This window comes from Rhodococcus huquni (genome assembly GCF_055231055.1).
On sequence record NZ_JBUYWE010000003.1, the window covers coordinates 129,720 to 152,852 of the forward strand.

Genomic DNA, 23,133 nt, shown 5'->3' on the forward strand with positions numbered 1-23,133 from the left:
GTATCTCCTAGTAAGGACTGTGAGCTGCTACAGCTGTTCGGTCTCGGCGTAGTCCTCGGTGCCCTCGGCTTCGCCGAAAGAACCGGCGTCCGTGTCACTCCACGTACCGGTTGCGGGGTCGTAACCGGCAACGGTGGTGGGATCGAAGGACGCTGGGCTGTCCTTGAGTGAGAGGCCGAGCGAGTGCAGCTTGACCTTCACCTCGTCGATGGACTTCTGTCCGAAGTTGCGGATGTCGAGCAGATCGGACTCGGTACGGCCGACAAGCTCACCGACGGTGTGAACACCTTCGCGCTTGAGGCAGTTGTAGGAGCGAACCGTGAGGTCCAGATCCTCGATGGGGAGTCCGAAGGAAGCGATGTGATCGGCCTCGGCGGGCGAGGGTCCGATCTCGATTCCTTCTGCTTCGACGTTCAGCTCACGGGCCAGGCCGAAGAGCTCAACCAGGGTCTTACCCGCAGATGCGAGCGCGTCCCGAGCGGTGATGGAGTTCTTGGTTTCCACATCGAGAACGAGCCGATCGAAGTCGGTGCGCTGCTCGACACGGGTGGCCTCCACCTTGTAGGTGACCTTGAGCACCGGCGAGTAGATCGAGTCGACCGGGATACGGCCGATCTCTGCGCCGGACGCCTTGTTCTGGACGGCGGGGACGTAGCCACGACCGCGCTCGACAACGAGCTCGATCTCCAGCTTTCCCTTGTCGTTCAGGGTGGCGATATGCAGATCCGGGTTGTTCACCTCGACGCCGGCCGGGGGCACGATGTCGCCTGCGGTGACAGCGCCGGGGCCCTGCTTGCGGACGTACATGGTGACCGGCTCGTCCTCTTCGGAGCTCACGACGAGACCCTTGAGGTTCAGGATGATGTCGGTGACGTCTTCCTTCACACCGGGGACGGTGGTGAACTCGTGCAGGACGCCGTCGATACGGATGCTGGTGACAGCAGCGCCGGGGATCGACGAGAGCAGCGTGCGCCGAAGCGAGTTGCCGAGGGTGTACCCGAAGCCTGGCTCGAGGGGCTCGATGACGAACTTCGAGCGGTTGTCAGCGATGACCTCTTCGGTCAGCGTGGGTCGCTGAGAAATGAGCATTCGATTTCCTCCTGTACGGGCGTCCGCTATTTGACGCCCACGATGGGAAAGGCCTTCGGCCCGTGAGTGGTTGACCAGTCCGCAGACTCGTCAACCACTCACAGGCGCGGAGCGCCTTACTTCGAGTAGTACTCGACGATGAGCTGTTCCTGCAGAGGAATGTCGATCTGCGCACGCTCGGGCAGCTGGTGAACCAGCACACGAAGGCGTCCACCGACGACCTGCAGCCAACCCGGGATCGGGCGATCGCCCTGGGTCTCACGCGCGACCTGGAAAGGCAGCGTCGCCAGCGACTTCTCCTTGACATCGATGATGTCGTACTGAGAGATGCGGTAGCTGGGGATGTCGACCTTCTTGTTGTTCACGAGAAGGTGACCGTGCGTGACCAACTGACGAGCCTGACGACGCGTGCGTGCCAGTCCGGCGCGGTACACGACGTTGTCCAGACGCGACTCGAGGATGCGCAGCAGGTTCTCACCGGTCTTGCCGGGGCGGTTGTTCGCCTCCTTGTAGTACAGGCGGAACTGCTTCTCCATGACGCCGTAGGTGAAGCGAGCCTTCTGCTTCTCCTGCAGCTGGAGCAGGTACTCGCTCTCCTTGATCCGCGCTCGGCCGTGCTGGCCCGGCGGGTAGGGACGACGCTCGAACGCCTGGTCTCCTCCGACGAGGTCGACGCGCAGACGACGCGACTTGCGGGTGATGGGTCCGGTATAACGTGCCATTTTCTTCTACCTATCCTTCCCGCTAGACCCGACGCCGCTTGGGCGGACGGCAGCCGTTGTGCGGCTGTGGTGTGACGTCAGAGATGGTGCCGACCTCCAGGCCTGCAGCCTGAAGTGAACGGATCGCGGTCTCGCGGCCGGAGCCGGGTCCCTTGACGAATACGTCGACCTTCTTCACGCCGTGCTCCTGCGCCTTGCGGGCAGCGTTCTCAGCAGCGAGCTGAGCAGCGAACGGGGTCGACTTACGCGAACCCTTGAAACCGACGTGTCCCGAGGATGCCCAGGAAATGACATTTCCCGAGGGATCCGTGATCGACACGATCGTGTTGTTGAACGTGCTCTTGATGTGTGCGGCGCCGTGGGGGACGTTCTTCTTGTCCCTGCGACGCGCCTTCTGGGTCTTCTTCGGACCAGTGCTACGTGACTTGGGGGGCATTACTTCGCCTTCTTCTTGCCGGCAATGGTGCGCTTCGGGCCCTTACGGGTGCGCGCGTTGGTCTTGGTGCGCTGCCCGTGAACGGGCAGACCACGACGGTGGCGCAGGCCCTGGTAGCAGCCGATCTCGATCTTGCGACGGATGTCCGCCTGCACCTCGCGGCGAAGGTCACCCTCGACCTTGAGCGACTCGTTGATGTAGTCGCTCAGCTTGCGCAGGTCCTCGTCGCCGAGATCCTTGCTCCGCAGGTCGGCCGAGACGCCGGTGGCGTCCAGGATTTCCTTGGAGCGGGTACGGCCGACGCCGTAGATGTAAGTCAGTGCGATCTCCATGCGCTTTTCGCGAGGAAGATCGACACCTGCGAGACGTGCCATGTGGCATTTCCTATCGGTGTGCGGAGGTCTGCTCCCAGTCCGTCCCCTGTGCCTCTTCAAACCCCGGCGGTCTTTCGACCACCGACATCTCAACTAACTCAGTGGGGCCCCGGCCTCCGTGCCGGGGGTAGACCAGTACCTGCCTGTGGGTGTGAACCCGGCGGCCGTGGGTGCTGGCTGGTGCTGGAAGGTCTTCTTTGCTTGTTGCCAAGCAGATCTTCGAAAAGCTGTGATCAGCCCTGACGCTGCTTGTGGCGCAGGTTGTCGCAGATCACCATGACTCGCCCGTTACGGCGGATCACTTTGCACTTCTCGCAGATCTTCTTGACGCTCGGCTGAACCTTCACGTCTTCTGATCTCCTGTTTTGTGGCTGCCCATCGCAGAAACACACGACGGACGTCGTTCTCCCGAAACTGGTCAGATCCGGGAAGTCTGTTTACTTGTACCGGTAAACGATGCGTCCACGCGACAAGTCGTAGGGCGAAAGCTCCACGACGACACGGTCTTCCGGGAGGATGCGAATGTAGTGCTGACGCATCTTTCCGCTGATGTGGGCGAGAACCTTGTGGCCGTTTTCGAGCTCAATGCGGAACATTGCATTGGGCAGCGGCTCGACTACTCGTCCCTCGACCTCGATGGCCCCGTCTTTCTTAGCCATATCCTCCGCGTTCCATGTGGTTTGACGTGCTTCTTGCATCGGTGGTTACCGTGACGCACACTGGTTCCGTCACCGGTCTCGCCTGCCTGAACATACGAAAAACCGGCACGCAGAGCGCACCGCTGATCCATGTTACGGGAATTTCACTACCAGGCCAAATGCGTTCGAAGGAGAGTGAGTGCGCGCACTCGTCCAGCGAGTCACGTCCGCTTCGGTCCGAGTCGGTGAAAGCATCGTCGGCCACATCGATCCCCCGGCCGGATCGCACGGGCTACTGGTACTGGTAGGCGTCACCCATTCGGACGACGACGCAAAAGCCGCACTCCTCGCCCGCAAGGTCTGGAACATGCGCATCCTCGAGAACGAGAAGTCTGCCGCAGACCTGGACGCACCGATACTGCTGATCAGCCAGTTCACCCTGTACGGCGACACTGTGAAAGGTCGCCGACCCTCGTGGACGGCCGCGGCCCCCCGTCCGGTTGCGGAGCCGCTCGTCGATTCGGTGACCGCGCTACTGCGTGATCTCGGAGCCACCGTCGCTACCGGAGCTTTCGGTGAGCACATGCACGTGGAATCGGTGAACGACGGCCCGATCTCGCTTCTCGTCGAGGTCTGAGAAGACCTATTCGGGGCGCAGAGTCAGAATCCGTGGGCCGTTCTCGGTGACGGCGACGGTGTGCTCCCAGTGGGCCGCACGCGTTCCGTCGGTGGTGACGACGGTCCAGTCGTCCTCGAGAACCAAAGTGTCTTCTGTGCCGAGCGTGAGCATCGGCTCGATCGCAAGTACCGAACCGACGACCAGTTCGGGGCCTTTGCCCGGAGCGCCCTCGTTCGCAAGGAACGGCTCCATGTGCATCTCGCGTCCGATGCCGTGCCCGCCGTATCCGTCGACGATGCCGTACTTGCGTCCGTGCGCCTTCTCCGCCGCACGGGTCCCGAGCTCGATCGCGTGCGACACATCGGTCAGCCTGTTGCCAGGCAGCATCGCGGCGATCCCGGCTTCCATCGACGATTTCGTCGCGTCGCTCAGCTGCCGATCTGCATCGATCAGATCGCCCACGCCGAACGTCCACGCCGAGTCACCGTGCCAGCCGTCCAGAATCGCCCCGCAGTCGATGGAGATCAGATCCCCGTCCGCAAGCAGATCATCGGCGGAGGGGATGCCGTGCACCACGCGATCGTTGACCGACGAGCAGATCGAACCGGTGAAGCCGTGATACCCCTTGAACGACGGCACCGCGCCGGCGTCACGGATGGTCGCCTCGGCGACCTGATCGAGTTCGAGCGTGCTCACGCCCGGCTTCGCCGCCTGCCGCACAGCGACGAGGGCAGATCCCACGATCGCGCCCGCAGCCGCCATCGCCTCGAGCTCCCCCGGCGTACGGAACGGTACGACCTTGCGCTTACGCCCGAATGCCATTATTTGCCCAGTGCTGCCAATGCGCGAGCATTGACCTCGTCCACCTCGCCGATTGCATCGACGGAGACGATCGAATCCTTGTAGTGATTCAGCAGAGGTGCAGTCTCGTCGCGGTACACCTGCAGGCGATTACGGATGACGTCTTCCTTGTCGTCCTCGCGACCACGGGCGAGCATGCGCTCGACAACGACGTCCTCGTCCACCGCGAAGGACAGAACCGCATCCAGCTCGGTGTTCAGGTCCGCCAGGATGGCCTCGAGCGCACGTGCCTGGTCGACCGTCCGCGGGAAACCGTCGAGAAGGAAACCGTTCTTCGCATCGGGCTCCGCGACGCGCGCCTTCACCATGTTGTTGGTGATCTCGCTGGGCACGAGATTGCCCGCATCGATGTAGGACTTCGCTTCGATTCCCAGTGCGGTCTTCTGCCCGATGTTCGCGCGGAAGAGGTCGCCCGTGGAGATGTGCGGGACGCCGAGCTTCTCGGACAGGATCGCAGCCTGAGTGCCTTTGCCGGCACCGGGAGGACCAAGCAGAACAAGTCTCACTTGAGGAACCCTTCGTAGTTGCGCTGCATCAATTGACTCTCGATCTGCTTGACCGTGTCGAGGGCGACGCTGACGAGAATCAGCACTGCCGCACCACCGAAGATGCTGCTGGTTGTTTGACTTCCCGACAGGAAGAAGTGAGGCACAACTGCAATCAGACCCAGGTAGATCGAGCCGGGCACCGTGATGCGGTTGAGGACGTAGCTGAGGTAGTCGGCGGTGGGCCGGCCCGGGCGGATACCTGGAATGAAGCCACCGAACTTCTTCATCTCGTCCGCGCGCTCTTCCGGATTGAACGTGATCGCGACGTAGAAGAAGACGAAGAACACGATCAGCGAGAAGTAGATCGCGATGTAGACCGGGTTGTTCGGGTTGACCAGGTACTCGTTGATGAACTTCTGCCACCAGCTGGGGTCTGCGGCCGACGTTGCGCCGGTGAGCTGAGCGATCAAGTTCGGCAGATACAGCAGCGAGGACGCGAAGATGACCGGGATGATGCCGGCCTGGTTGACCTTCAGCGGCAGGTAGGTCGAGGAGCCGCCGTACATCTTCCGGCCCACCATGCGCTTGGCGTACTGGACGGGGATGCGGCGCTGGCCCTGCTCGACGAACACGACGCCGGCGATGATCGCCAGAGCGGCGACACACACGAGGCCGAACACCAGGCCACCGCGGCTGTCGAGGATCGACTTGCCCTCCGAGGGCAGACGCGAAGCGATACCGGAGAAGATCAGGAGCGACATACCGTTACCGACACCGCGCTCGGTGATGAGCTCGCCGAACCACATGACCAGAGCCGCACCGGCGGTCATCACCAGAACGATGATCACGAGGCCGAACACGCTCTTGTCTGCGAGGATCTCCTGCTCACATCCCTGCAGAAGCTGTCCGCGGGCGGCAAGCGCGACGATGCCCGTGGACTGCAGGACAGCCAACGCGACAGCCAGATAGCGCGTGTACTGCGTCATCTTCGCCTGGCCGGACTGGCCTTCCTTGCGCAGTTCCTCGAACTTCGGAATGACGACGGTGAGCAGCTGCACGATGATGCTCGCGGTGATGTACGGCATGATGCCGATCGCGAACACCGAGAGCTGAAGCAGCGCACCACCCGAGAACAAGTTGATGAGCGAGTAGATGCCGGCCGAGTCGCTTCCGGACAGCTGATCGATACATCCGCGAACGTTCGCGTAGTCGACGCCGGGCGACGGCACAACGGCGCCGACCCGATACAACGCCACGAGGCCGATGGCAATGAGGATCTTCCGCCTCAGGTCCGGGGTCCTGAGGGCCGAGACGAAGGCGGAAAGCAAAGATCCTCCTGGCTGGCGGTGAAAGTCGGGCAGTGACGTGTCGAACCGAGCACGACCCGACACGAGTGAACTCTAGAACTCTAACAGTGGCAATTGAATCGACCGGATGGGAGACCTCTCCGGCCCCCACACGGCAGAGCGACGAATGGCCGCAGCACAGCGCAAAGACTGTGCTGCGGCCAGACGCCGATCAAGCGTGATTGCTCACAGCTCGGTGGTGGTACCACCGGCAGCGGCGATCTTCTCCTTGGCGGAACCGGTGAACTTGTTCACCGTGACCTGAACGGCAACGCTCAGGTCGCCGTCGCCGAGAACCTTCACGAGCTGGTTCTTGCGGACGGCTCCCTTGGCAACGAGATCCTCGACCGTGACCTGTCCACCCTCGGGGAACAGACGGGCGATGTCGCCGACGTTGACGACCTGGTACTCGGTGCGGAAATGGTTGTTGAAGCCCTTGAGCTTGGGCAGACGCATGTGAAGCGGCATCTGTCCACCCTCGAAGGCGGCAGGCACGTTCTTACGTGCCTTGGTGCCCTTGGTACCGCGACCGGCGGTCTTGCCGCGCTTGCCGCCTTCACCACGACCGACGCGGATCTTGTCGGACTTGGATCCCGGCGCGGGGCGCAGGTGATGCAGTTTGATGGTCATGGTTAGACCTCCTCAACTGTGACGAGGTGGCGCACCACGTTGACCAGCCCGCGGTTCTGCGCGTTGTCCTCGCGGACAACCGACTGTCGGATGCCCTTCAAGCCGAGGGTACGCAGGGAATTCCGCTGGTTCTGCTTGGTACCGATGGTGCTCTTGATCTGAGTGACCTTGAGATCGGCCATTACTTCACGCTCCCTGCCTGTGCGCGCGCACGCAGCATGCCGGCCGGGGCAACTTCCTCGAGGGAGAGACCGCGACGTGCGGCAACTTCCTCGGGACGCTGCAGACCCTTGAGAGCAGCGACGGTCGCATGCACAACATTGATGGCGTTGTCGCTACCGAGCGACTTCGACAGAATGTCGTGGATACCGGCACATTCCAGCACGGCACGCACCGCGCCACCGGCAATGACACCGGTACCGGGGCTGGCCGGACGCAGCATGACGACGCCCGCTGCGGCCTCACCCTGGATGGGGTGCGTGATGGTGGTGGCGATCATCGGGACGCGGAAGAAGTTCTTGCGAGCTTCCTCGACGCCCTTCTGGATGGCCGCGGGAACTTCCTTGGCCTTTCCGTAGCCGACGCCGACGAGTCCGTTGCCGTCGCCCACGATCACCAGAGCGGTGAAGCTGAAGCGACGACCACCCTTGACGACCTTCGACACGCGGTTGATGGTGACAACGCGCTCGATGTGGTTCGACTTCTCGGGTGCGTTGCCGCCCCGATTGTTGTCGCGGCGGTCACGGCCTCCGCGGTTGTCCCCGCGGTTGTCGCCGCTGTTGGGGCCATTCTGTCCGGCGGGTCCGCTGCCGCCGTCACGCCTTTGACGTCCCGGCATCAGGCTGTCCTTCCGTTTGCAATGTTGGTCATCAGAACTTCAACCCGCCTTCGCGAGCTGCGTCCGCAAGAGCGGCGATACGGCCGTGGTAGCCGTGTCCGCCGTGGTCGAACACCACGGCTTCGATTCCGGCTGCCTTCGCACGCTCGGCGATCAGCTGACCGACCTTTGCGCTCGAGGCCTTCTTGTCGCCTTCGCCGCCACGCAGACCGGCTTCGGTGGTCGATGCCGCGGCCAGTGTGTGGCCTGCGAGATCGTCCACGAGCTGGACGTGGATGTGGCGCGACGAACGGTTGACGACCAGGCGAGGACGCTGCGGCGTTCCGGAGATCTTCTTGCGAAGACGGAAGTGACGACGCGTCTTCGACAGACGACGCTTGGTGGACGCATCCTTGCCCAGCGGAACGCGCTTGGCCTTCTGGTTTGCAGTCTGGCTCATATCACTTACCCGTCTTTCCGACCTTGCGGCGGATCTGCTCACCCTCGTACCGCACGCCCTTACCCTTGTACGGGTCGGGACGACGGAGACGACGGATGTTCGCAGCGATCTGTCCGACCTTCTGCTTGTCGATGCCCGCGACCGAGAACTTCGTGGGCGTCTCGACTGCGAAGGTGATTCCTTCGGGAGCCTCGATCACGACCGGGTGGCTGAAGCCGAGCGAGAACTCGAGGTTCGTGCCCTTCAGCGCGACGCGGTAGCCGACACCGTGGATCTCCAGCTTGGTGGTGTACCCGTCGGTCACACCGACGATGAGGTTCTGCACCAGCGTGCGCGACAGGCCGTGGAGTGCACGGCTGCGACGCTCCTCGTCGGGGCGAGCGACGACGAGCGTGCCGTCCTCGGCCTTCGAGATGGTGATGGGATCCGAAATGGTCAGTCCGAGGGCGCCCTTGGGGCCCTTGACGTCGACGCTCTGGCCGTCGATGTTCACATCGACACCGGCCGGAACCGTGATGGGGTGCTTTCCAATACGCGACATTGTGGTGGCCTCCCTTACCAGACGTAGGCGAGGACTTCCCCGCCCACTCCTTGATTGGCCGCCTGGCGATCGGTGAGCAGGCCGGTGGACGTGGAGATGATCGCCACGCCTAGGCCGCCCAGAACCTTGGGCAGGTTGGTGGACTTCGCGTACACACGCAGACCGGGCTTCGAGACACGACGCACGCCGGCAAGGCTGCGCTCACGGCTCGGGCCGTACTTGAGATCGACGATGAGGGTCTTGCCCACCTCGGCGTCCTCGGTGCGGTAATCGGAGATGTAGCCCTCGCGCTTGAGGATCTCGGCGATGTTCGCCTTGATCTTCGAGTGCGGCAGCTTCACCTCGTCGTGGTACGCCGTGTTGGCGTTGCGCAGACGGGTCAAGAAGTCCGCGATGGGGTCGGTCATGGTCATGGTTAGACCTCGACACCTTTCTCGCTGCGGTTCCCATGCAGCACGAGCACGCTCCCCGAGGGGAACCCGCCAATGGTGGGCCTTCAGCAATTCGGCTGGCCCGGACGACCGTTGTCGGCCGGGATGAAGTGGTCACCTGCAGACACAGATGTGCCAGGCAACTGAACTAGTGTAGACAAAGACCCTGCGTGGGCCAAATTGGATCAAGAGATGGGGCCGAATCGGATCTATTGCCCATCGTATCGGTGGGCCGGGTTCGGCTCCTCGCCCTCCGCCAGATGATCGACGTCTGCGAACCGGTCGCCTCCCCCTACGGCCTTACCGACGAAGTAGGTGATCACCCACAGCACGATGCCGATCCCCAACATCGCCAGGGCGATCTTGTACTGGATCATCTGATCGGACGTGCGCGCCCACGGACCGACCAGGAACAGGCACATCACAGTTCCGACAACCGGAACCCATACGGGCGCCCGGAAGAAGGTCTTGTCCGGCCGACGCTTGAGCACGAGACAAGCGATGTTGACCACGGCGAAGACGCACAGAAGCAGGAGCGCGGTGGTACCGGAGAGCGCCCCGACCACGTTGTTCTCCGACAGGCGATTCACGACGACGATCAGGATCAGTGCCAATGTGGTCGAGAAGAGAATCGCCGCCCACGGCGAGCGGCGGACGGGCAACACCGCACCGAGAGCACTCGGCAGGACGTTCTGACGCGCCAGCCCGTACACCAGACGACTGGCCATCAGCATGTTGATCAACGCCGTGTTGGCCACCGCGAAGACGGTCATGTACGGAAAGATCTCGTCGATCGGGATGGAGGGTGCGCCGAGCTTGACGACGTGCAGCAGGATGCCTTCGCTGCCGGAGTCGTAGTCGAGCGGCAGCACGGCAATGACGGCGACCACGACGAGCACATAGATCAGGCACGCCAGACCGAGTCCGGTCAGCATCATTCGGGGGAAGATCTTTTCCGGCTTCTTCGTTTCCTCGACCATGTTCACCGAGTCCTCGAAACCGACCATCGCGAAGAAGGCGATCGCGGTCGCGACGGTGACGGCGAGGAACCAGCCCTTCTCGTTCGCATCCTGGAACATCACCAGGTTGGCGATATCCCCCTCCCCCGCCCCGGTTCCGGCTGCGACGAATCCGATCACGATGACGATCGCCAAGGCGGCCATCTCGATGACCGTCAGCACCACGTTGAACTTCACCGACTCGCCGACACCACGGAGGTTGATCACGGCCAGCAGCAGCATGAAGCCGAGCGCGATACCGAGCTGGGTCATGCCACCGTCGCCGATGTCGAACCAGCCCAATCCGTCCTCGCTGCCGAACGTCTCGTTCAGGCCGGCGAGAAGATTGCCGGCCACCACGTTCGACGACGTCGACGCACTGGTGATGCCGGAGCAGATCACGGCGAATGCCACCAGGAACGTCACGAAATGGAGCCCGAATGCTTTGTGTGCGTACAACGCAGCGCCGGCGGCCTGGGGATACTTCGCGACCAGCTCCAGGTAGGAGAACGCGGTGAGCGTCGCGACGACGAACGCGACGAGGAAGGGCACCCACGCGATACCGCCGACATGCTCGATCATGTCCCCCGTGACCGCATAGACACCCGCTCCCAGGATGTCACCGACGATGAAGAGCAGAAGCAGACCGGGGCCGAGTACCCGACGGAGCTCCGTCGGTTCGTTCGCCGGCACATTCGATTCCGACACTGCCATCACTGCGCCCCTCACCTCGGCCCCCGCCCAAGCGTGACCCGCCTGCACGGCCGTTGCAGCAAATTTCGCGAAATGCGCCGGTTCGGACACGAAAAACGGGTGGCTGCCGGACGAGCGCCGTGAGGCACCGTCCGACAACCACCCGTTTGTACGAGAGTGCTGTTGTTACCAGGAACTCTTGTGCACGCCGGGCAGCTCGCCCGCATGTGCCATTTCACGCAAGCAGATTCGGCACAGGCCGAACTTGCGGTACACCGAGTGCGGGCGTCCGCACCGCTGGCAGCGAGTGTAGGCGCGAACCGCGAACTTCGGCTTCTTGTTGGCCTTGTTGACCAATGCCTTCTTAGCCATGAGCTCAGTTCTCCTTGAACGGGAAGCCGAGCTGCTTCAGCAGTGCACGGCCTTCTTCGTTGTTGGTAGCCGTGGTCACCACGGTGATGTCCATACCGCGCGGGCGGTCGATCTTGTCCACATCGATCTCGTGGAACATCGACTGCTCGTTGAGGCCGAACGTGTAGTTGCCGTTTCCGTCGAACTGCGTGCCCGAGAGGCCACGGAAGTCACGGATACGGGGCAGCGCCACGGACACCAGACGGTCCAGGAACTCCCACATGCGGTCGCCGCGCAGCGTGACGCGCGCACCGATCGGCATGCCTTCGCGAAGCTTGAACTGCGCGATGGACTTACGTGCCTTGCGAATCTCGGGCTTCTGACCGGTGATCAGAGCGAGATCGTTGACGGCACCGTTGATGAGCTTGGCGTCACGGGCGGCGTCGCCGACACCCATGTTGACGACGACCTTGACGACGCCCGGGATCTGCATCACGTTGGCGTAGTCGAATTCGCTGTTCAGCGCATCCTTGATCTCCGCACGGTAGCGGGTCTTCAGACGCGGCTGGGTCTTGTTTTCGGTGGAAGTCATGTTCAGAGGTCCTTCCCGTTCTTCCGGGAAATCCGAACGCGCTTGCCGGACTCCTCGTCGGTCCGGTAACCCACACGAGTGGCGTTCCCGTCCGAGTCGACGACCGAGACGTTGGATACGTGGATCGGGGCTTCCTGCGTCACGATGCCGCCCGAAGAGGCGCCACGCTCGTTCGCGGAAACCGCGGTGTGCTTCTTGATGCGGTTGACGCCTTCGACGAGGACCTTCTCGGTGTCCGGGTAGGACTGAATGACCTTGCCCTTTGCACCCTTGTCCTTGCCGGCGATGACCAACACCGTGTCACCCTTGTGCACCTTCATCACAGCACCTCCGGGGCGAGCGAAACGATCCGCATGAACTTCTTGTCGCGCAGTTCACGGCCGACGGGGCCGAAGATGCGCGTACCGCGGGGGTCGTTGTCCGGCTTGATGAGAACGGCAGCGTTCTCGTCGAACTTGATGTACGAGCCGTCGGAACGACGACGCTCCTTGACAGTGCGGACGATAACGGCCTTGACGACCTCGCCCTTCTTGATGTTGCCGCCCGGGATGGCGTCCTTGACGGTGGCGACGATCGTGTCGCCCACCCCGGCGTAGCGACGAGACGAACCACCGAGAACGCGGATGCAGAGAATCTCCTTGGCACCCGTGTTGTCGGCGACACGCAGTCGCGACTCCTGCTGAATCACTTACTTCTCCTTGACCTGGATATAGGTGCACGCCGGATTACCGACCCGACGGGCGTGGTCGTGTCACTGCTCGACTGCGCTCACGGACCCGCATCGCGGACCACGCGAACACGCGCCTGCCTGCAAAAACTCTCGAAATCGCAGTGGGTTCGCGGCCGAACTGTGGGATATACCCACAAGCAACCGCACTAGTGTAGGCGAAAACGCAGGTCAACTACAAATCCGTAGTCGGATACAGATGCGGCCCGCTCCCTGGAAGGGAACGGGCCGCATCTTGTCTTGCGTTGACGCTCGGGTCCTGCTCGGCCGTCTTACTTGGCCTTCTCCAGAACCTCGACGAGACGCCAGTGCTTGGTGGCGGACAGCGGACGGGTCTCCATCAGCTGAACGCGGTCACCGACGCCTGCGGCGCTGCTCTCGTCGTGCGCCTTGACCTTGGTGGTACGACGGATGATCTTGCCGTAGAGGGGGTGCTTGACCCTGTCCTCGAGCTCGACCACGATCGTCTTCTCCATCTTGTCGGAGACGACGTATCCCGTCCGGACCTTCCGGCTGTTGCGCTCTTCAGTGCTCACTGCTTTTTCCTCACTCATGCCGCGTCACCTGCGTCCGGCCCGACGGCCAGCCCGAGCTCACGCTCGCGCAGGACGGTGTAGATGCGCGCGATCTCGTGACGAACGGTCCGAAGTCGGCGGTTGTTGTCCATCTGACCGGTGGCCATCTGGAAACGAAGGTTGAACAGCTCTTCCTTCGACTCACGAAGCCGGGTGACCAGCTCTTCCTCGGTGAGCTCGCGGAGCTCTGCGGCTGGGGTTCCAGTAGCCATCAGAACTGCTCCTCCCTTGTCACGATCCGGCACTTGCACGGGAGCTTGTGCATCGCGCGGCGCAGGGCCTCACGAGCAATCTCCTCGTTCGGGTAGGTCATTTCGAACATCACGCGACCAGGCTTGACGTTCGCGACCCACCACTCGGGCGAACCCTTACCGGAACCCATGCGGGTCTCGGCAGGCTTCTTGGTGAGCGGACGATCCGGGAAGATGTTGATCCAGATCTTGCCGCCACGCTTGATGTGGCGGGTCATCGCGATACGTGCTGCCTCGATCTGACGGTTCGTGATGTAGGCGGGCTCGAGAGCCTGGATGCCCCATTCACCGAACGTCACCTGGGTTCCACCCTTGGCGGCACCCGAACGGCCCGGATGGTGCTGCTTGCGGTGCTTGACCCGCTTCGGGATCAACATGCGTCAGCCCTCCTTCTGCTGCGTCGTGGCGGGTGCATCGGCGGTGGCGGTCGCTGCGCGGCCGGCCTCGGTGCTGGTCGCCGTGGTGCCGGTGGCACCGCTGCGACGGGGACGACTCGGACGCTCGCGACGGGGGCGATCCCCTGCCGGTGCGGCCACGTTCGCGGCGAGCTCACGCTTGCCACCGACGATGTCGCCCTTGTAGATCCAGACCTTGACGCCGATGCGACCGAAGGTGGTCTTGGCCTCGTAGAGGCCGTAGTCGATGTCCGCACGAAGCGTGTGCAGCGGCACACGGCCTTCGCGGTAGAACTCCGACCGGGACATCTCGGCGCCGCCGAGACGACCGGAGCACTGAACGCGGATTCCCTTCACGTTCGGCTGACGCATGGCCGACTGGATGGCCTTGCGCATGGCGCGACGGAAAGCAACACGGTTCGAGAGCTGCTCGGCCACACCCTGTGCGACGAGCTGTGCCTCGGCCTCGGAGTTCTTGACCTCGAGGATGTTCAGCTGAACCTGCTTGCCGGTCAGCTTCTCGAGCTCCGAACGGATACGGTCCGCCTCGGCGCCACGGCGACCGATGACGATGCCCGGACGCGCGGTGTGGATGTCCACACGCACACGGTCACGGGTGCGCTCGATCTCGACCTTCGCGATTCCCGCGCGCTCCATGCCGGTGGCGAGGAGCTTACGGATCGCGACGTCTTCCTTGACGTACTCCGAGTACTGCTTGTCTGCGTACCAGCGGGACTTCCAGTCGGTGGTGATGCCGAGTCGGAAGCCGTGCGGGTTGATTTTCTGGCCCACTACTGAGCACTTCCCTTCCGGCGATTACGAGTCGAGGTTCCGGCCTTCGGCAGGCTCTCCACGATCACGGTGATGTGGCTGGACCGCTTGCGGATCCGGAACGCACGTCCCTGCGCACGCGGCTGGAACCGCTTCATGGTCGCGCCCTCGTCCACGAACGCCGTAGCAACGACGAGCGTGCTCGGGTCGAGGTCGAGGTTGTTCTCCGCGTTGGCTGCTGCGGACGCGATCACCTTGGCGACCGGCTCGCTGGCAGCCTGCGGTGCGAACTTCAGGATGTTCAGGGCGTCTTCGACCGAGCGCCCACGAACGAGGTCCACGACGCGACGTGCCTTCATCGGCGTCACACGCACGTGGCGTGCAACAGCCTTTGCTGTCGGGTTCTTCGTTTCAGTGCTCATCGACGCTTGCTCTTCCGGTCGTCCTTGATATGACCCTTGAACGTGCGGGTCGGTGCGAATTCGCCGAGCTTGTGCCCGACCATCGAATCCGAGATGAACACCGGGACGTGCTTACGGCCGTCGTGGACCGCAAACGTGTGTCCGATGAAATCCGGAAGGATCGTCGAACGGCGCGACCAAGTCTTGATGACCTGCTTGGTGCCCTTGTCGTTCTGAACGTCCACCTTCGCGAGGAGGTGGTCGTCGACGAACGGGCCTTTCTTGAGGCTGCGTGGCATTTACAACTCCCTCCTAGCGCTTCTTGCCGGTACGCCGGCGGCGGACGATCAGCTTGTCGCTGGGCTTGTTCTTACGGGTACGGCCTTCGGGAGTACCCCACGGGCTGACCGGGTGGCGACCACCGGAGGTCTTGCCCTCACCGCCACCATGCGGGTGGTCGACCGGGTTCATCACGACACCACGGACGGTCGGGCGCTTGCCCTTCCAGCGCATACGGCCGGCCTTGCCCCAGTTGATGTTCGACTGCTCGGCGTTGCCGACCTCGCCGACGGTTGCGCGGCAGCGCACGTCGACGCGACGGATCTCGCCGGAGGGCATACGCAGCGTGGCGTAGGTGCCTTCCTTACCGAGCAGCTGAATGCTGGAGCCGGCGGAACGAGCCATCTTTGCTCCGCCACCGGGACGCAGCTCCACAGCGTGGATCGTGGTACCGGTCGGGATGTTGCGCAGTGGCAGGTTGTTGCCGGGCTTGATGTCGGCAGCGGCACCGGACTCGATCGGCGCACCCTGGGTCAGACCACGGGGAGCGATGATGTAGCGCTTCTCGCCGTCTGCGAAATGCAGCAGCGCGATGCGGGCGGTCCGGTTGGGGTCGTACTCGATGTGAGCGACCTTGGCCGGCACGCCGTCCTTGTCGTTGCGACGGAAATCGATCAGTCGGTAGGCACGCTTGTGTCCACCACCCTTGTGGCGAGTGGTGATACGACCGTGCGCATTGCGTCCACCGCGTCCGTGCAGCGGGCGAATCAGCGACTTCTCGGGGGTCGACCGAGTGATCTCGGCGAAGTCCGAGACGCTCGAGCCACGACGGCCCGGGGTAGTCGGCTTGTACTTACGGATTGCCATGAGTCTTCTCGTCCTCTATATCTCTCGAGTCCCGGGCGCCTACGCGACCGGTCCCCCGAAGATCTCGATGGGCTTGCTGTCGGCCGAGAGGGTCACGAGCGCGCGCTTGGTGTCCTTGCGCTTGCCGTAACCGAAACGGGTCCGCTTGCGCTTGCCCTGACGGTTGGCGGTGTTGACGCTGGTCACGGAGACGCCGAAGATCTTCTCGACGGCAATCTTGATCTGCGTCTTGTTCGAGTCCGGGTGCACCAGGAAGGTGTAGGTGCCTTCCTCGATCAGTCCGTAGGACTTCTCGGAGATGACCGGGGCCAGCAAAATGTCGCGGGGGTCGGCGATGGTACTCACTTACCCTCCTCCTTTTCCTGTGCCTGGGCGGTCTCGGCAGGCCCGTGGATGAACGTGTTCAACGCCTCGACGCTGAAGATGACGTCATCGCTTCCCAGCACGTCGTAGGTGTTGAGCTGGTCGGGTGCGATCGGGTGCACGCCGTCCAAGTTCTGCACGCTCTTCCATGCTGCGATGTCCTCGCGGCCGACGACGAGCAGGACCTTCTTGCGGCTCGAAAGCTCGCCGAGGAAGGTGCGGGCCGACTTCGTGGACGGAGACTGTCCGGCAACCAGTTCGGTGATCACGTGGATTCGCTCGTTGCGTGCCCGGTCCGAGAGGGCTCCGCGCAGGGCGGCTGCCTTCATCTTCTTGGGGGTGCGCTGCGAGTAGTCACGCGGCTGCGGGCCGTGGACGGTGCCACCGCCGGCGAACTGCGGTGCACGGGTCGAGCCCTGACGAGCGCGGCCGGTGCCCTTCTGGCGGTACGGCTTCTTGCCACCGCCGCGAACCTCGCCGCGGGTCTTGGTGGCGTGCGTTCCCTGGCGTGCGGCAGCGAGCTGCGCGACGACGACCTGGTGCAGGAGCGCGATGTTGGCCGGTGCGTCGAAGATCTCGGCGGGGAGATCCACAGTGCCGTTGGTCTTTCCACCGGCGACCTTGACGTCCAGCGTCAACTTGGTCGATGTCTCGGTGCTGGTCATGCGTGCGCACCACCCTTCACTGCGCTCTTGACGATCACGACGCCGCCGCGGCGGCCGGGGATCGCGCCCTTGATCAGCAGCAGGCCGTTCTCGGAATCCACCTTGTGGACCGAGAGGTTCTGCGTGGTGATGCGGTCGCTACCCATACGTCCGGACATGCGCATTCCCTTGAACACGCGGCCGGGAGTTGCACAGCCACCGATGGAGCCCGGGCGGCGGTGAACAGCCTGCGTACCGTGCGAGGCGCCCTGACCCTTGAAGCCGTGACGCTTCATGGTTCCGGCGAAGCCCTTGCCCTTGCTGGTACCGGTGACGTCGACGAATGCGCCGTCCTCGAACAGCTCGGCGGTGAGCTCCTGGCCGACCTCGTACTCGGAGGTGTCGGCAACGCGGATCTCGACCACGTGGCGACGCGGGGTGACGCCGGCCTTGGCGAACTGGCCGGAAATCGGCTTGTTCACCTTGCGCGGGTCGATGGCGCCGAACGCGAGCTGGACAGCGCTGTAGCCGTCGATCTCGTCGGTACGGATCTGGGTCACGACATTCGGACCGGCCTTGACGACGGTGACCGGAACGACCCGGTTGTTCTCGTCGAAGACCTGGGTCATGCCGAGCTTGGTGCCCAGGATTCCCTTGATCTTGATATCAGTCATTGTTTTTGTCTCCGCCGCGCTCACTGAATGTTGACGTCGACGCTGGCCGGAAGGTCGATACGCATGAGCGCGTCAACCGTCTTGGGCGTCGGGTCGAGGATGTCGATAAGCCGCTTGTGAGTACGCATCTCGAAGTGCTCGCGCGAGTCCTTGTACTTGTGCGGCGAGCGGATGACGCAGTACACGTTCTTTTCGGTCGGCAACGGCACGGGTCCGACGACACGGGCCCCGGTACGGGTCACCGTTTCGACGATCTTGCGTGCTGACGCATCGATCGCCTCATGGTCGTAGGCCTTGAGCCTGATGCGGATCTTTTGTCCCGCCACGCTTGGTGTCCTTTTCTTGCCGCGTTTCACAGATCGACCCGAGTCGGGCCGAACCATCTCGTCTGCACAGTCCTTGCCGACCGCAACCGTCAGAACGCCTAGGCGATCGGGACACGCCCGATCCGCTGCCGCTGTTCATCTGTCATGGTTCTCCGGTACACGCGGTCGGGCGTGTCGCCTTCTCGCTCATTCTCCGCCGCAGACATTTCTGCTGCATTCGGCGGTGAATGCGTACCGGTGGCGCCCCGTGTTCGGGCACTCGGTAGGCACTGCTTCCGTCTTGCATGGCCGCGACCAGGTGAAATACCTGGCTACGACTCACTTCGCCTTGCCGGTTCGGGCCGCAATCGATCACGTCCCGCGCAAGGCAACCCGACCAGTATGCCGCACGTGGGCCGAGACTTCAAACCGTTCCCGCAGGGACAGTGCATGAACCCCGTCACCCGTACTGGCGGCATACGACTACACAGAGTCGTCCCGCAGTTATCGCGCCGATTCGGCGACGCGTTACAGATGCCGAATCGTTGGGTCTACCAGTAGGTAGCTCGACTTTCGTGTCAGCGTGATCGTGACATACTCGGGAACATGACTGCGCCCCAACCTGCCGTTCTGGTCGAGGGAATCGAGAAGTCCTTCGGTGAGGTGAGAGCCCTACGGGGTGTCAGTTTCGAAGTCCCCAAGGGCACCGTCCTCGGCATCCTGGGGCCCAACGGCGCCGGTAAGACCACTACCGTCAACGTGCTCTCCACCCTCTTGCGCCCCGACAAGGGTCGGGCCTTCGTCGCCGGCCACGACGTCACCTCCGACGGCGCAGGCGTTCGCCGGTCGATCATGATGACCGGTCAGTACGCCGCTCTGGACGAGTCCCTGTCCGGTCGCGAGAACCTGGTGCTCTTCGGGCGGTTGATGGGACTGAAGAAGGGCACCGCGAAAGCCCGAGCCACCGAACTCCTCGAAGAGTTCGATCTGGTGGAAGCCGGCGACCGAAAGGTTCTCGAGTACTCGGGCGGTATGCGTCGCCGAGTCGACATCGCCTGCGGCCTCGTCACGCGCCCCGAGGTCGTCTTCCTCGACGAGCCGACCACCGGCCTCGACCCGCGTAGCCGTCAGGGCGTGTGGTCACTGGTGTCGACCCTCAAGGAACAGGGCATCACGATCCTGCTCACGACCCAGTACCTCGAAGAAGCGGATCTGTTGAGCGACAACATTGTTGTGATCGACAAGGGCACTGTCATCGCCGAGGGCACCGCGGACGAACTGAAGGCCCGCACCGGCGGCAACTACTGCGAAGTCGTACCGGCACGGCTCGAGGACATCCCGCGAGTTCGCGAGATCCTGGCCTCCCTCACCTCCGCCGACAAGGTCACCGAGGCGGGAGCCGATCGTCTCTCGATCCCCGCGGACGACGGCGCGCAGACACTCGCCGAGGCACTCCGCCGACTCGACCTTGCCCAGATCGAGCTCGCCGACATCGCACTGCGGCGTCCGTCGCTGGACGACGTGTTCCTCTCCATCACCGGCCACAGTGGTGACGCCGGTGCGCCGCAGAATGCCGGGGCGTCACGACGAGAGGAACTGCCACTGTGACCTCGGTGACGAAGTCGTCCGGAGCGAGAGCGGCCGCCTCGGAGAGTTCGCGGCGCGCGGCGAACTATCGTGGCCGGCACTCGAAGCCCCAGCCGACCGCCTTCAGTCAGTGGCTGGCCCTTTCCGGCCGAAACATGCACACCATGTGGGTGTACGGACAGTTCTTCATCGCCGTTCTCGCTCCCCTGATCTTCACCATCGGCTTCTATCTGCCGCTCAAGCTGGTCATGCGACTCACTGCCGGCATCGACTACGCGCAGTTCGTCATGCCGATCATCGTCCTGCAGGCGATGGCGTTCACCGCGGTGTCCGCGGCCCACCGGGCGGCGACCGAGGCGTCGAACGGAATGAACGCACGTTTCCAGACGATGCCCATCACGGCTGCGGTGCCTCTGGCCTCGCGCATGACGGCCTGTTTCGTCCACTCGGCGATCTCGCTCGCCTGCGCCATCGGGTACGGCCACGTCATCGGATTCCGGTTCCAGGCGGGCATCGGACTCACGATCGCCTTCTGCGCGATGGCGATGCTGATCGGATTCACCCTGACCGCCGGTGCGGATGCCCTGGGAACACTCACCAAGAGTCCGACCGTCACGAGCCAGGCGCTCACCATTCCGCAATTGATTCTCGGAATGTTCTCGTCCGGATTCGTACCGGTGTCGAATTTCCCCGAGTGGGCGCAGGGGTTCGTGCGCAATCAACCCATTTCGCAGTTCGCCACCTCTCTACGTGGCATGACCGACGGAACGATCACGATGACCGAACTCATGCCCTCGTTTCTGTGGTGCGGCGGGCTCGCTCTCGTGTTCATCCCACTGTCCATCTGGGCGAATGTGAGGCGTGGATGACCACCGACCAGCAAGTGCCGAACGTGGCGCTCACCTTCCCGCCGGCCACCGAGGCACACTCGGAGAAGTCGTTCGGCGCGTTCGTGTCGCACAGCCTGCTCCAGACCGGGCGACTACTGCTCCGCTGGACCAGAGATCCGTACACGATGCTGCAGGCGATCATTTATCCCGCGTTGATGCTGGTGATGTTCTGGGTGGTACTCGGCGTCACGATCACTGATGGCACCGGCATCAAGGCCATCTACGGCCAAGTTCCCATGATCACTCTCATCGGCGCCATGTTCGGGTCCATCGCGAGTGGACTCTCACTGAAGCGAGAATGGGCGGACGGCCTGCTGAGTCGATTCTGGGTGCTGCCGGTTCACCGGGCGTCGGGAATGGTCAGCCGACTGCTCGCCGAGGGTGTACGAATCTTTCTCACGACCGTGCTGATCGTGGCCGTCGGCTTCGCGCTCGGCTTCCGTTTCGAGCAGGGCGTCCTCGCGGGCCTCGGACTGCTCCTGCTGCCACTGCTGTTCGGAATGTCGTTCGCCACGCTGGTGACGGCGCTCGCGGTCAACGCAGCGAAGGCCCCACTCGTCGAACTGTTGTCACTGTTGTGCACCCTGATGATGTTCTTCAATTCGGGCTTCGTTCCCACCCAGGCGTACCCGAAGTGGTTGCAGCCGATCGTCGAGAACCAGCCGATGTCATGCGTCATCGAAGCGATGCGCGGACTGTCGATGGGTGGACCCGTTTACGAACCACTGATGAAGACGTTCCTCTGGTGCGGAGGCGCGCTCCTGATCTTCGCCTACCCCGCCATCCGGGGGTACCGGCGCGCTGCCGGCACTCCCCCGTGATCCTTCGGTATCAGCCGGCGGGGCACGGTGCGGGGACGCGCTCCGCGTAGGTGGGATCGAGGGCCGTCTCCACGATGTGCATCGCCCGGGGATCGCTTGTGAGCTGGTCGTGGGTGGTCGTGTTCGACTCGCACCCGTCCTGCACCCAGATGTTGTCGACGGTGGCACCGGGTCCTGCAGCCAGGAAGGTGTTTTCCGGCGGGGTGGACACGGTGTCCTTTCGACTCGCCACCACGGTGTAGGCGACGCCCGGGTCGGTGTCACCGCCCGCGTTGAGTACGTGCAGGAACGGGGAGCCCGCCATCTGCTGGATGTACGAAGGGCCTACGGCCATTCCGGCCAGTGGAGTGACCGGGATACCGAGCGCCTGCGCCAATCCGCCGAGTGCCTGTACGTCGCCGAAGCTGGTGCCGTGGTTGGTCGCACCGAGAGTGACCAACCTGTGCACCTTGTTCTTGGTCGGGTCCAGGAGGTCGGCTCCACCTTCGAAGCGCAGGTACTGACGAGACAGGGTGCCGCCGAGCGAGTGGCCGACGATGTCGACCTGCGGGGAACCGGTGACCTCCCGCACCTGGTCGACGAATCCGGCGAGTTGATGAGCGGACTCGGCGATGTCTGCGCCGCCCAGCAGGCCGAGCGCATTTCCGTCGGCCGGGTTCGCGGCGCGCCCGTACTCGAGCGCGAAGACGCAGTAGCCCTCTTCGGCCAGAGCGGGTGAAAGCTTGTTCCAGGTCTCCGTCATACCGACCCACGTGCCATGGACGAGAACCACCGGCCGGGGATGCTCGGGCGAGGGCTTGCAAGACCAGTCGTTCGCACCTTCGAGTGGCTTTTCAGACGGCGGAGCCTGTTCGACGGGCGCAGCGGGATTGCTCGACCCGTTGGGTACTGCAGGCGCAGGTTGCGCCGACACCGGTGCGGCAAGCACCAGCGACACGAGAGCGCCCATCGAAAGAACGACGCCTCTTCTGCCCAACGACATACCCATCTCCCTCGTATTCTGGACCCAGAGGGCCGATGAGCAGAATACTTCATCGGACCCTCGATGAGAAGAAAGTCTAAACCTGACATTGAGACTACAGGGTGGTGGAGAACAGGGCACTCCCGAGCATTGCTCGGCCGACGTCGAACAGTGGGGCGATAATGTACATCTCCGTAGAAGAGCCGAACAGCGATGGAACGCAGAAATCATCGGGCGACTCGGCGCAGCTGGAACTCGAGAGCCTGCGATCGGACCTCGATGCCGTCGACTCGCGACTGCTCGACGCGGTGCGTGAACGTCTCGACCTCTGTTCGAGGATCGGATATCTCAAGCGGGGTGCGGACATCGCTGTCGTCCAACCGACGCGCATGGAGCAGGTACACGAGCGGGCACGAGACTTCGCCCGTCGCAACGATCTCTCACCGGACTTCTTCGACACTCTGTACGACGTCCTGATCGCCGAAACATGCCGCTTGGAGGAACAGATCATCGACTCTCCGAACGAGCCGCAGTGA

At 63.3% G+C, this 23,133-nt stretch carries 37 protein-coding genes; 5 read left to right on the top strand and 32 right to left on the bottom strand.

All coding sequences use genetic code 11. From position 1 onward, the window contains the following. Positions 1 to 27: 27 nt before the first annotated feature. The 6 genes from ACZI8R_RS07125 to infA all read right to left on the bottom strand — a co-directional run bounded on the left by ACZI8R_RS07125 (position 28) and on the right by infA (position 3,280). Positions 28 to 1,089: a DNA-directed RNA polymerase subunit alpha gene (locus ACZI8R_RS07125; RefSeq protein WP_463378893.1), complete on the bottom strand. Its 1,062-nt coding sequence runs from the start codon at positions 1,087 to 1,089 to the stop codon at positions 28 to 30. A gap of 116 nt (positions 1,090 to 1,205) precedes the next feature. Continuing rightward, entirely contained in the window at positions 1,206 to 1,811 is a 606-nt protein-coding gene (gene rpsD, locus ACZI8R_RS07130; RefSeq protein ID WP_463378894.1) for a 30S ribosomal protein S4, read from the bottom strand. A gap of 22 nt (positions 1,812 to 1,833) precedes the next feature. Then, the gene (gene rpsK / locus ACZI8R_RS07135) at positions 1,834 to 2,247 is read right to left on the bottom strand and encodes a 30S ribosomal protein S11 (protein WP_463378895.1); all 414 of its coding nucleotides are present in this window, start codon (positions 2,245 to 2,247) and stop codon (positions 1,834 to 1,836) included. Then, the gene (gene rpsM / locus ACZI8R_RS07140; RefSeq protein ID WP_463378896.1) at positions 2,247 to 2,621 is read right to left on the bottom strand and encodes a 30S ribosomal protein S13; all 375 of its coding nucleotides are present in this window, start codon (positions 2,619 to 2,621) and stop codon (positions 2,247 to 2,249) included. The genes rpsK and rpsM overlap by 1 nt, the downstream gene beginning before the upstream one ends. A 233-nt stretch (positions 2,622 to 2,854) precedes the next feature. After that, the gene (gene rpmJ, locus ACZI8R_RS07145; protein ID WP_025347279.1) at positions 2,855 to 2,968 is read right to left on the bottom strand and encodes a 50S ribosomal protein L36; all 114 of its coding nucleotides are present in this window, start codon (positions 2,966 to 2,968) and stop codon (positions 2,855 to 2,857) included. Positions 2,969 to 3,058: 90 nt separating this feature from the next. Continuing rightward, positions 3,059 to 3,280 carry a translation initiation factor IF-1 gene (infA, locus tag ACZI8R_RS07150; RefSeq protein WP_003418601.1) on the bottom strand — a complete coding sequence of 74 codons (222 nt, stop codon included), beginning with the start codon at positions 3,278 to 3,280 and terminating at the stop codon, positions 3,059 to 3,061. A gap of 178 nt (positions 3,281 to 3,458) precedes the next feature. On the opposite strand from infA, the gene dtd reads away from it, so the two are divergent. Further along, positions 3,459 to 3,896 carry a D-aminoacyl-tRNA deacylase gene (gene dtd, locus ACZI8R_RS07155; RefSeq protein WP_463378897.1) on the top strand — a complete coding sequence of 146 codons (438 nt, stop codon included), beginning with the start codon at positions 3,459 to 3,461 and terminating at the stop codon, positions 3,894 to 3,896. A 6-nt stretch (positions 3,897 to 3,902) separates the two neighbouring features. Here dtd and map read toward each other — a convergent pair whose 3' ends face one another. From map to rpsJ, 25 genes are all read right to left on the bottom strand, one after another. Further along, positions 3,903 to 4,700, bottom strand: a complete 798-nt coding sequence (gene map / locus ACZI8R_RS07160) for a type I methionyl aminopeptidase (RefSeq protein ID WP_463378898.1) — start codon at positions 4,698 to 4,700, stop codon at positions 3,903 to 3,905. Further along, the gene (locus ACZI8R_RS07165; RefSeq protein ID WP_463378899.1) at positions 4,700 to 5,245 is read right to left on the bottom strand and encodes an adenylate kinase; all 546 of its coding nucleotides are present in this window, start codon (positions 5,243 to 5,245) and stop codon (positions 4,700 to 4,702) included. The genes map and ACZI8R_RS07165 overlap by 1 nt, the downstream gene beginning before the upstream one ends. Beyond that, positions 5,242 to 6,555 (bottom strand): preprotein translocase subunit SecY, encoded by a 1,314-nt coding sequence (secY, locus tag ACZI8R_RS07170; RefSeq protein ID WP_463379277.1) that lies wholly within the window; start codon positions 6,553 to 6,555, stop codon positions 5,242 to 5,244. The genes ACZI8R_RS07165 and secY overlap by 4 nt, the downstream gene beginning before the upstream one ends. A 204-nt stretch (positions 6,556 to 6,759) precedes the next feature. After that, the gene (gene rplO, locus ACZI8R_RS07175) at positions 6,760 to 7,203 is read right to left on the bottom strand and encodes a 50S ribosomal protein L15 (protein WP_463378900.1); all 444 of its coding nucleotides are present in this window, start codon (positions 7,201 to 7,203) and stop codon (positions 6,760 to 6,762) included. A gap of 2 nt (positions 7,204 to 7,205) precedes the next feature. Then, positions 7,206 to 7,385: a 50S ribosomal protein L30 gene (gene rpmD, locus ACZI8R_RS07180; protein WP_463378901.1), complete on the bottom strand. Its 180-nt coding sequence runs from the start codon at positions 7,383 to 7,385 to the stop codon at positions 7,206 to 7,208. Beyond that, positions 7,385 to 8,041 (bottom strand): 30S ribosomal protein S5, encoded by a 657-nt coding sequence (gene rpsE / locus ACZI8R_RS07185; protein WP_463378902.1) that lies wholly within the window; start codon positions 8,039 to 8,041, stop codon positions 7,385 to 7,387. The genes rpmD and rpsE overlap by 1 nt, the downstream gene beginning before the upstream one ends. 31 nt (positions 8,042 to 8,072) lie before the next feature. Next, a complete protein-coding gene (rplR, locus tag ACZI8R_RS07190) occupies positions 8,073 to 8,480 on the bottom strand; it encodes a 50S ribosomal protein L18 (RefSeq protein ID WP_463378903.1) in 408 nt (135 codons plus the stop codon). A 1-nt stretch (position 8,481) separates the two neighbouring features. Beyond that, positions 8,482 to 9,021 (bottom strand): 50S ribosomal protein L6, encoded by a 540-nt coding sequence (gene rplF / locus ACZI8R_RS07195; protein WP_463378904.1) that lies wholly within the window; start codon positions 9,019 to 9,021, stop codon positions 8,482 to 8,484. A 14-nt stretch (positions 9,022 to 9,035) separates the two neighbouring features. Then, positions 9,036 to 9,434, bottom strand: coding sequence for a 30S ribosomal protein S8 (gene rpsH / locus ACZI8R_RS07200; protein ID WP_463378905.1), 399 nt, complete (start codon positions 9,432 to 9,434; stop codon positions 9,036 to 9,038). Between the two features lie 227 nt (positions 9,435 to 9,661). Then, positions 9,662 to 11,164 (bottom strand): APC family permease, encoded by a 1,503-nt coding sequence (locus ACZI8R_RS07205; RefSeq protein ID WP_463378906.1) that lies wholly within the window; start codon positions 11,162 to 11,164, stop codon positions 9,662 to 9,664. A 165-nt stretch (positions 11,165 to 11,329) separates the two neighbouring features. Next, positions 11,330 to 11,515, bottom strand: coding sequence for a type Z 30S ribosomal protein S14 (locus ACZI8R_RS07210; RefSeq protein WP_463378907.1), 186 nt, complete (start codon positions 11,513 to 11,515; stop codon positions 11,330 to 11,332). 4 nt (positions 11,516 to 11,519) lie between these two features. Next, positions 11,520 to 12,086 carry a 50S ribosomal protein L5 gene (rplE, locus tag ACZI8R_RS07215; RefSeq protein ID WP_463378908.1) on the bottom strand — a complete coding sequence of 189 codons (567 nt, stop codon included), beginning with the start codon at positions 12,084 to 12,086 and terminating at the stop codon, positions 11,520 to 11,522. A gap of 2 nt (positions 12,087 to 12,088) precedes the next feature. Continuing rightward, a complete protein-coding gene (rplX, locus tag ACZI8R_RS07220) occupies positions 12,089 to 12,406 on the bottom strand; it encodes a 50S ribosomal protein L24 (RefSeq protein ID WP_463378909.1) in 318 nt (105 codons plus the stop codon). After that, a complete protein-coding gene (rplN, locus tag ACZI8R_RS07225) occupies positions 12,406 to 12,774 on the bottom strand; it encodes a 50S ribosomal protein L14 (protein ID WP_463378910.1) in 369 nt (122 codons plus the stop codon). The genes rplX and rplN overlap by 1 nt, the downstream gene beginning before the upstream one ends. A 311-nt stretch (positions 12,775 to 13,085) precedes the next feature. Beyond that, the gene (rpsQ, locus tag ACZI8R_RS07230) at positions 13,086 to 13,367 is read right to left on the bottom strand and encodes a 30S ribosomal protein S17 (protein WP_463378911.1); all 282 of its coding nucleotides are present in this window, start codon (positions 13,365 to 13,367) and stop codon (positions 13,086 to 13,088) included. Continuing rightward, positions 13,364 to 13,600, bottom strand: a complete 237-nt coding sequence (gene rpmC / locus ACZI8R_RS07235) for a 50S ribosomal protein L29 (protein ID WP_005239637.1) — start codon at positions 13,598 to 13,600, stop codon at positions 13,364 to 13,366. The genes rpsQ and rpmC overlap by 4 nt, the downstream gene beginning before the upstream one ends. Further along, entirely contained in the window at positions 13,600 to 14,016 is a 417-nt protein-coding gene (rplP, locus tag ACZI8R_RS07240) for a 50S ribosomal protein L16 (RefSeq protein WP_463378912.1), read from the bottom strand. Before rplP ends, rpmC begins: the two co-directional genes overlap by 1 nt. A 3-nt stretch (positions 14,017 to 14,019) precedes the next feature. Next, complete coding sequence (gene rpsC / locus ACZI8R_RS07245) at positions 14,020 to 14,826, bottom strand: 30S ribosomal protein S3 (protein ID WP_378572933.1); 807 nt, start codon at positions 14,824 to 14,826, stop codon at positions 14,020 to 14,022. Further along, positions 14,826 to 15,227 carry a 50S ribosomal protein L22 gene (gene rplV / locus ACZI8R_RS07250; RefSeq protein WP_378572930.1) on the bottom strand — a complete coding sequence of 134 codons (402 nt, stop codon included), beginning with the start codon at positions 15,225 to 15,227 and terminating at the stop codon, positions 14,826 to 14,828. Before rplV ends, rpsC begins: the two co-directional genes overlap by 1 nt. Next, positions 15,224 to 15,505 (bottom strand): 30S ribosomal protein S19, encoded by a 282-nt coding sequence (rpsS, locus tag ACZI8R_RS07255; RefSeq protein WP_378572928.1) that lies wholly within the window; start codon positions 15,503 to 15,505, stop codon positions 15,224 to 15,226. Before rpsS ends, rplV begins: the two co-directional genes overlap by 4 nt. 13 nt (positions 15,506 to 15,518) lie before the next feature. Next, entirely contained in the window at positions 15,519 to 16,352 is an 834-nt protein-coding gene (gene rplB, locus ACZI8R_RS07260; protein WP_463378913.1) for a 50S ribosomal protein L2, read from the bottom strand. A gap of 39 nt (positions 16,353 to 16,391) precedes the next feature. After that, the gene (gene rplW, locus ACZI8R_RS07265) at positions 16,392 to 16,697 is read right to left on the bottom strand and encodes a 50S ribosomal protein L23 (protein ID WP_463378914.1); all 306 of its coding nucleotides are present in this window, start codon (positions 16,695 to 16,697) and stop codon (positions 16,392 to 16,394) included. Next, positions 16,694 to 17,380 (bottom strand): 50S ribosomal protein L4, encoded by a 687-nt coding sequence (gene rplD / locus ACZI8R_RS07270; RefSeq protein ID WP_463378915.1) that lies wholly within the window; start codon positions 17,378 to 17,380, stop codon positions 16,694 to 16,696. Before rplD ends, rplW begins: the two co-directional genes overlap by 4 nt. Then, entirely contained in the window at positions 17,377 to 18,033 is a 657-nt protein-coding gene (rplC, locus tag ACZI8R_RS07275; protein ID WP_463378916.1) for a 50S ribosomal protein L3, read from the bottom strand. Before rplC ends, rplD begins: the two co-directional genes overlap by 4 nt. Before the next feature lie 20 nt (positions 18,034 to 18,053). Further along, positions 18,054 to 18,359, bottom strand: a complete 306-nt coding sequence (gene rpsJ, locus ACZI8R_RS07280; protein ID WP_003938093.1) for a 30S ribosomal protein S10 — start codon at positions 18,357 to 18,359, stop codon at positions 18,054 to 18,056. 585 nt (positions 18,360 to 18,944) lie between these two features. Between rpsJ and ACZI8R_RS07285 the strand changes: the two genes are divergently transcribed. The 3 genes from ACZI8R_RS07285 to ACZI8R_RS07295 are packed head-to-tail and all read left to right on the top strand — an operon-like array spanning position 18,945 to position 21,636. Further along, positions 18,945 to 19,946 (top strand): ATP-binding cassette domain-containing protein, encoded by a 1,002-nt coding sequence (locus tag ACZI8R_RS07285; protein WP_463378917.1) that lies wholly within the window; start codon positions 18,945 to 18,947, stop codon positions 19,944 to 19,946. Beyond that, positions 19,943 to 20,794: an ABC transporter permease gene (locus ACZI8R_RS07290; RefSeq protein ID WP_463378918.1), complete on the top strand. Its 852-nt coding sequence runs from the start codon at positions 19,943 to 19,945 to the stop codon at positions 20,792 to 20,794. Before ACZI8R_RS07285 ends, ACZI8R_RS07290 begins: the two co-directional genes overlap by 4 nt. Next, complete coding sequence (locus ACZI8R_RS07295) at positions 20,791 to 21,636, top strand: ABC transporter permease (protein WP_463378919.1); 846 nt, start codon at positions 20,791 to 20,793, stop codon at positions 21,634 to 21,636. The genes ACZI8R_RS07290 and ACZI8R_RS07295 overlap by 4 nt, the downstream gene beginning before the upstream one ends. Before the next feature lie 10 nt (positions 21,637 to 21,646). Here ACZI8R_RS07295 and ACZI8R_RS07300 read toward each other — a convergent pair whose 3' ends face one another. Next, the gene (locus ACZI8R_RS07300) at positions 21,647 to 22,618 is read right to left on the bottom strand and encodes an esterase/lipase family protein (RefSeq protein WP_463378920.1); all 972 of its coding nucleotides are present in this window, start codon (positions 22,616 to 22,618) and stop codon (positions 21,647 to 21,649) included. A gap of 161 nt (positions 22,619 to 22,779) precedes the next feature. On the opposite strand from ACZI8R_RS07300, the gene ACZI8R_RS07305 reads away from it, so the two are divergent. Then, on the top strand, positions 22,780 to 23,133 hold the full coding sequence (locus ACZI8R_RS07305) for a chorismate mutase family protein (protein WP_463378921.1): 354 nt from the start codon (positions 22,780 to 22,782) through the stop codon (positions 23,131 to 23,133).

Coding starts and splice junctions, on each gene's coding strand:
- rpsQ (WP_463378911.1), bottom strand. CDS start 13,367: ATGAGTGAGGAAAAAGCAGTGAGCACTGAAGAGCGCAACAGCCGGAAG.
- ACZI8R_RS07305 (WP_463378921.1), top strand. CDS start 22,780: ATGTACATCTCCGTAGAAGAGCCGAACAGCGATGGAACGCAGAAATCA.
- rplR (WP_463378903.1), bottom strand. CDS start 8,480: ATGAGCCAGACTGCAAACCAGAAGGCCAAGCGCGTTCCGCTGGGCAAG.
- rplO (WP_463378900.1), bottom strand. CDS start 7,203: ATGACCATCAAACTGCATCACCTGCGCCCCGCGCCGGGATCCAAGTCC.
- ACZI8R_RS07205 (WP_463378906.1), bottom strand. CDS start 11,164: ATGGCAGTGTCGGAATCGAATGTGCCGGCGAACGAACCGACGGAGCTC.
- rpsD (WP_463378894.1), bottom strand. CDS start 1,811: ATGGCACGTTATACCGGACCCATCACCCGCAAGTCGCGTCGTCTGCGC.
- ACZI8R_RS07125 (WP_463378893.1), bottom strand. CDS start 1,089: ATGCTCATTTCTCAGCGACCCACGCTGACCGAAGAGGTCATCGCTGAC.
- rpmD (WP_463378901.1), bottom strand. CDS start 7,385: ATGGCCGATCTCAAGGTCACTCAGATCAAGAGCACCATCGGTACCAAG.
- ACZI8R_RS07210 (WP_463378907.1), bottom strand. CDS start 11,515: ATGGCTAAGAAGGCATTGGTCAACAAGGCCAACAAGAAGCCGAAGTTC.
- rpsK (WP_463378895.1), bottom strand. CDS start 2,247: ATGCCCCCCAAGTCACGTAGCACTGGTCCGAAGAAGACCCAGAAGGCG.
- rplE (WP_463378908.1), bottom strand. CDS start 12,086: ATGACTTCCACCGAAAACAAGACCCAGCCGCGTCTGAAGACCCGCTAC.
- rpsS (WP_378572928.1), bottom strand. CDS start 15,505: ATGCCACGCAGCCTCAAGAAAGGCCCGTTCGTCGACGACCACCTCCTC.
- rplD (WP_463378915.1), bottom strand. CDS start 17,380: ATGACCAGCACCGAGACATCGACCAAGTTGACGCTGGACGTCAAGGTC.
- rpmC (WP_005239637.1), bottom strand. CDS start 13,600: ATGGCTACTGGAACCCCAGCCGCAGAGCTCCGCGAGCTCACCGAGGAA.
- rpsM (WP_463378896.1), bottom strand. CDS start 2,621: ATGGCACGTCTCGCAGGTGTCGATCTTCCTCGCGAAAAGCGCATGGAG.
- rpsH (WP_463378905.1), bottom strand. CDS start 9,434: ATGACCATGACCGACCCCATCGCGGACTTCTTGACCCGTCTGCGCAAC.
- rplX (WP_463378909.1), bottom strand. CDS start 12,406: ATGAAGGTGCACAAGGGTGACACGGTGTTGGTCATCGCCGGCAAGGAC.
- rplV (WP_378572930.1), bottom strand. CDS start 15,227: ATGAGCACTGAAACGAAGAACCCGACAGCAAAGGCTGTTGCACGCCAC.
- rplP (WP_463378912.1), bottom strand. CDS start 14,016: ATGTTGATCCCGAAGCGGGTCAAGCACCGCAAGCAGCACCATCCGGGC.
- rplF (WP_463378904.1), bottom strand. CDS start 9,021: ATGTCGCGTATTGGAAAGCACCCCATCACGGTTCCGGCCGGTGTCGAT.
- ACZI8R_RS07295 (WP_463378919.1), top strand. CDS start 20,791: ATGACCACCGACCAGCAAGTGCCGAACGTGGCGCTCACCTTCCCGCCG.
- rplC (WP_463378916.1), bottom strand. CDS start 18,033: ATGACTGATATCAAGATCAAGGGAATCCTGGGCACCAAGCTCGGCATG.
- map (WP_463378898.1), bottom strand. CDS start 4,700: ATGGCATTCGGGCGTAAGCGCAAGGTCGTACCGTTCCGTACGCCGGGG.
- rpsE (WP_463378902.1), bottom strand. CDS start 8,041: ATGCCGGGACGTCAAAGGCGTGACGGCGGCAGCGGACCCGCCGGACAG.
- infA (WP_003418601.1), bottom strand. CDS start 3,280: ATGGCTAAGAAAGACGGGGCCATCGAGGTCGAGGGACGAGTAGTCGAG.
- rplB (WP_463378913.1), bottom strand. CDS start 16,352: ATGGCAATCCGTAAGTACAAGCCGACTACCCCGGGCCGTCGTGGCTCG.
- ACZI8R_RS07300 (WP_463378920.1), bottom strand. CDS start 22,618: ATGTCGTTGGGCAGAAGAGGCGTCGTTCTTTCGATGGGCGCTCTCGTG.
- ACZI8R_RS07285 (WP_463378917.1), top strand. CDS start 18,945: ATGACTGCGCCCCAACCTGCCGTTCTGGTCGAGGGAATCGAGAAGTCC.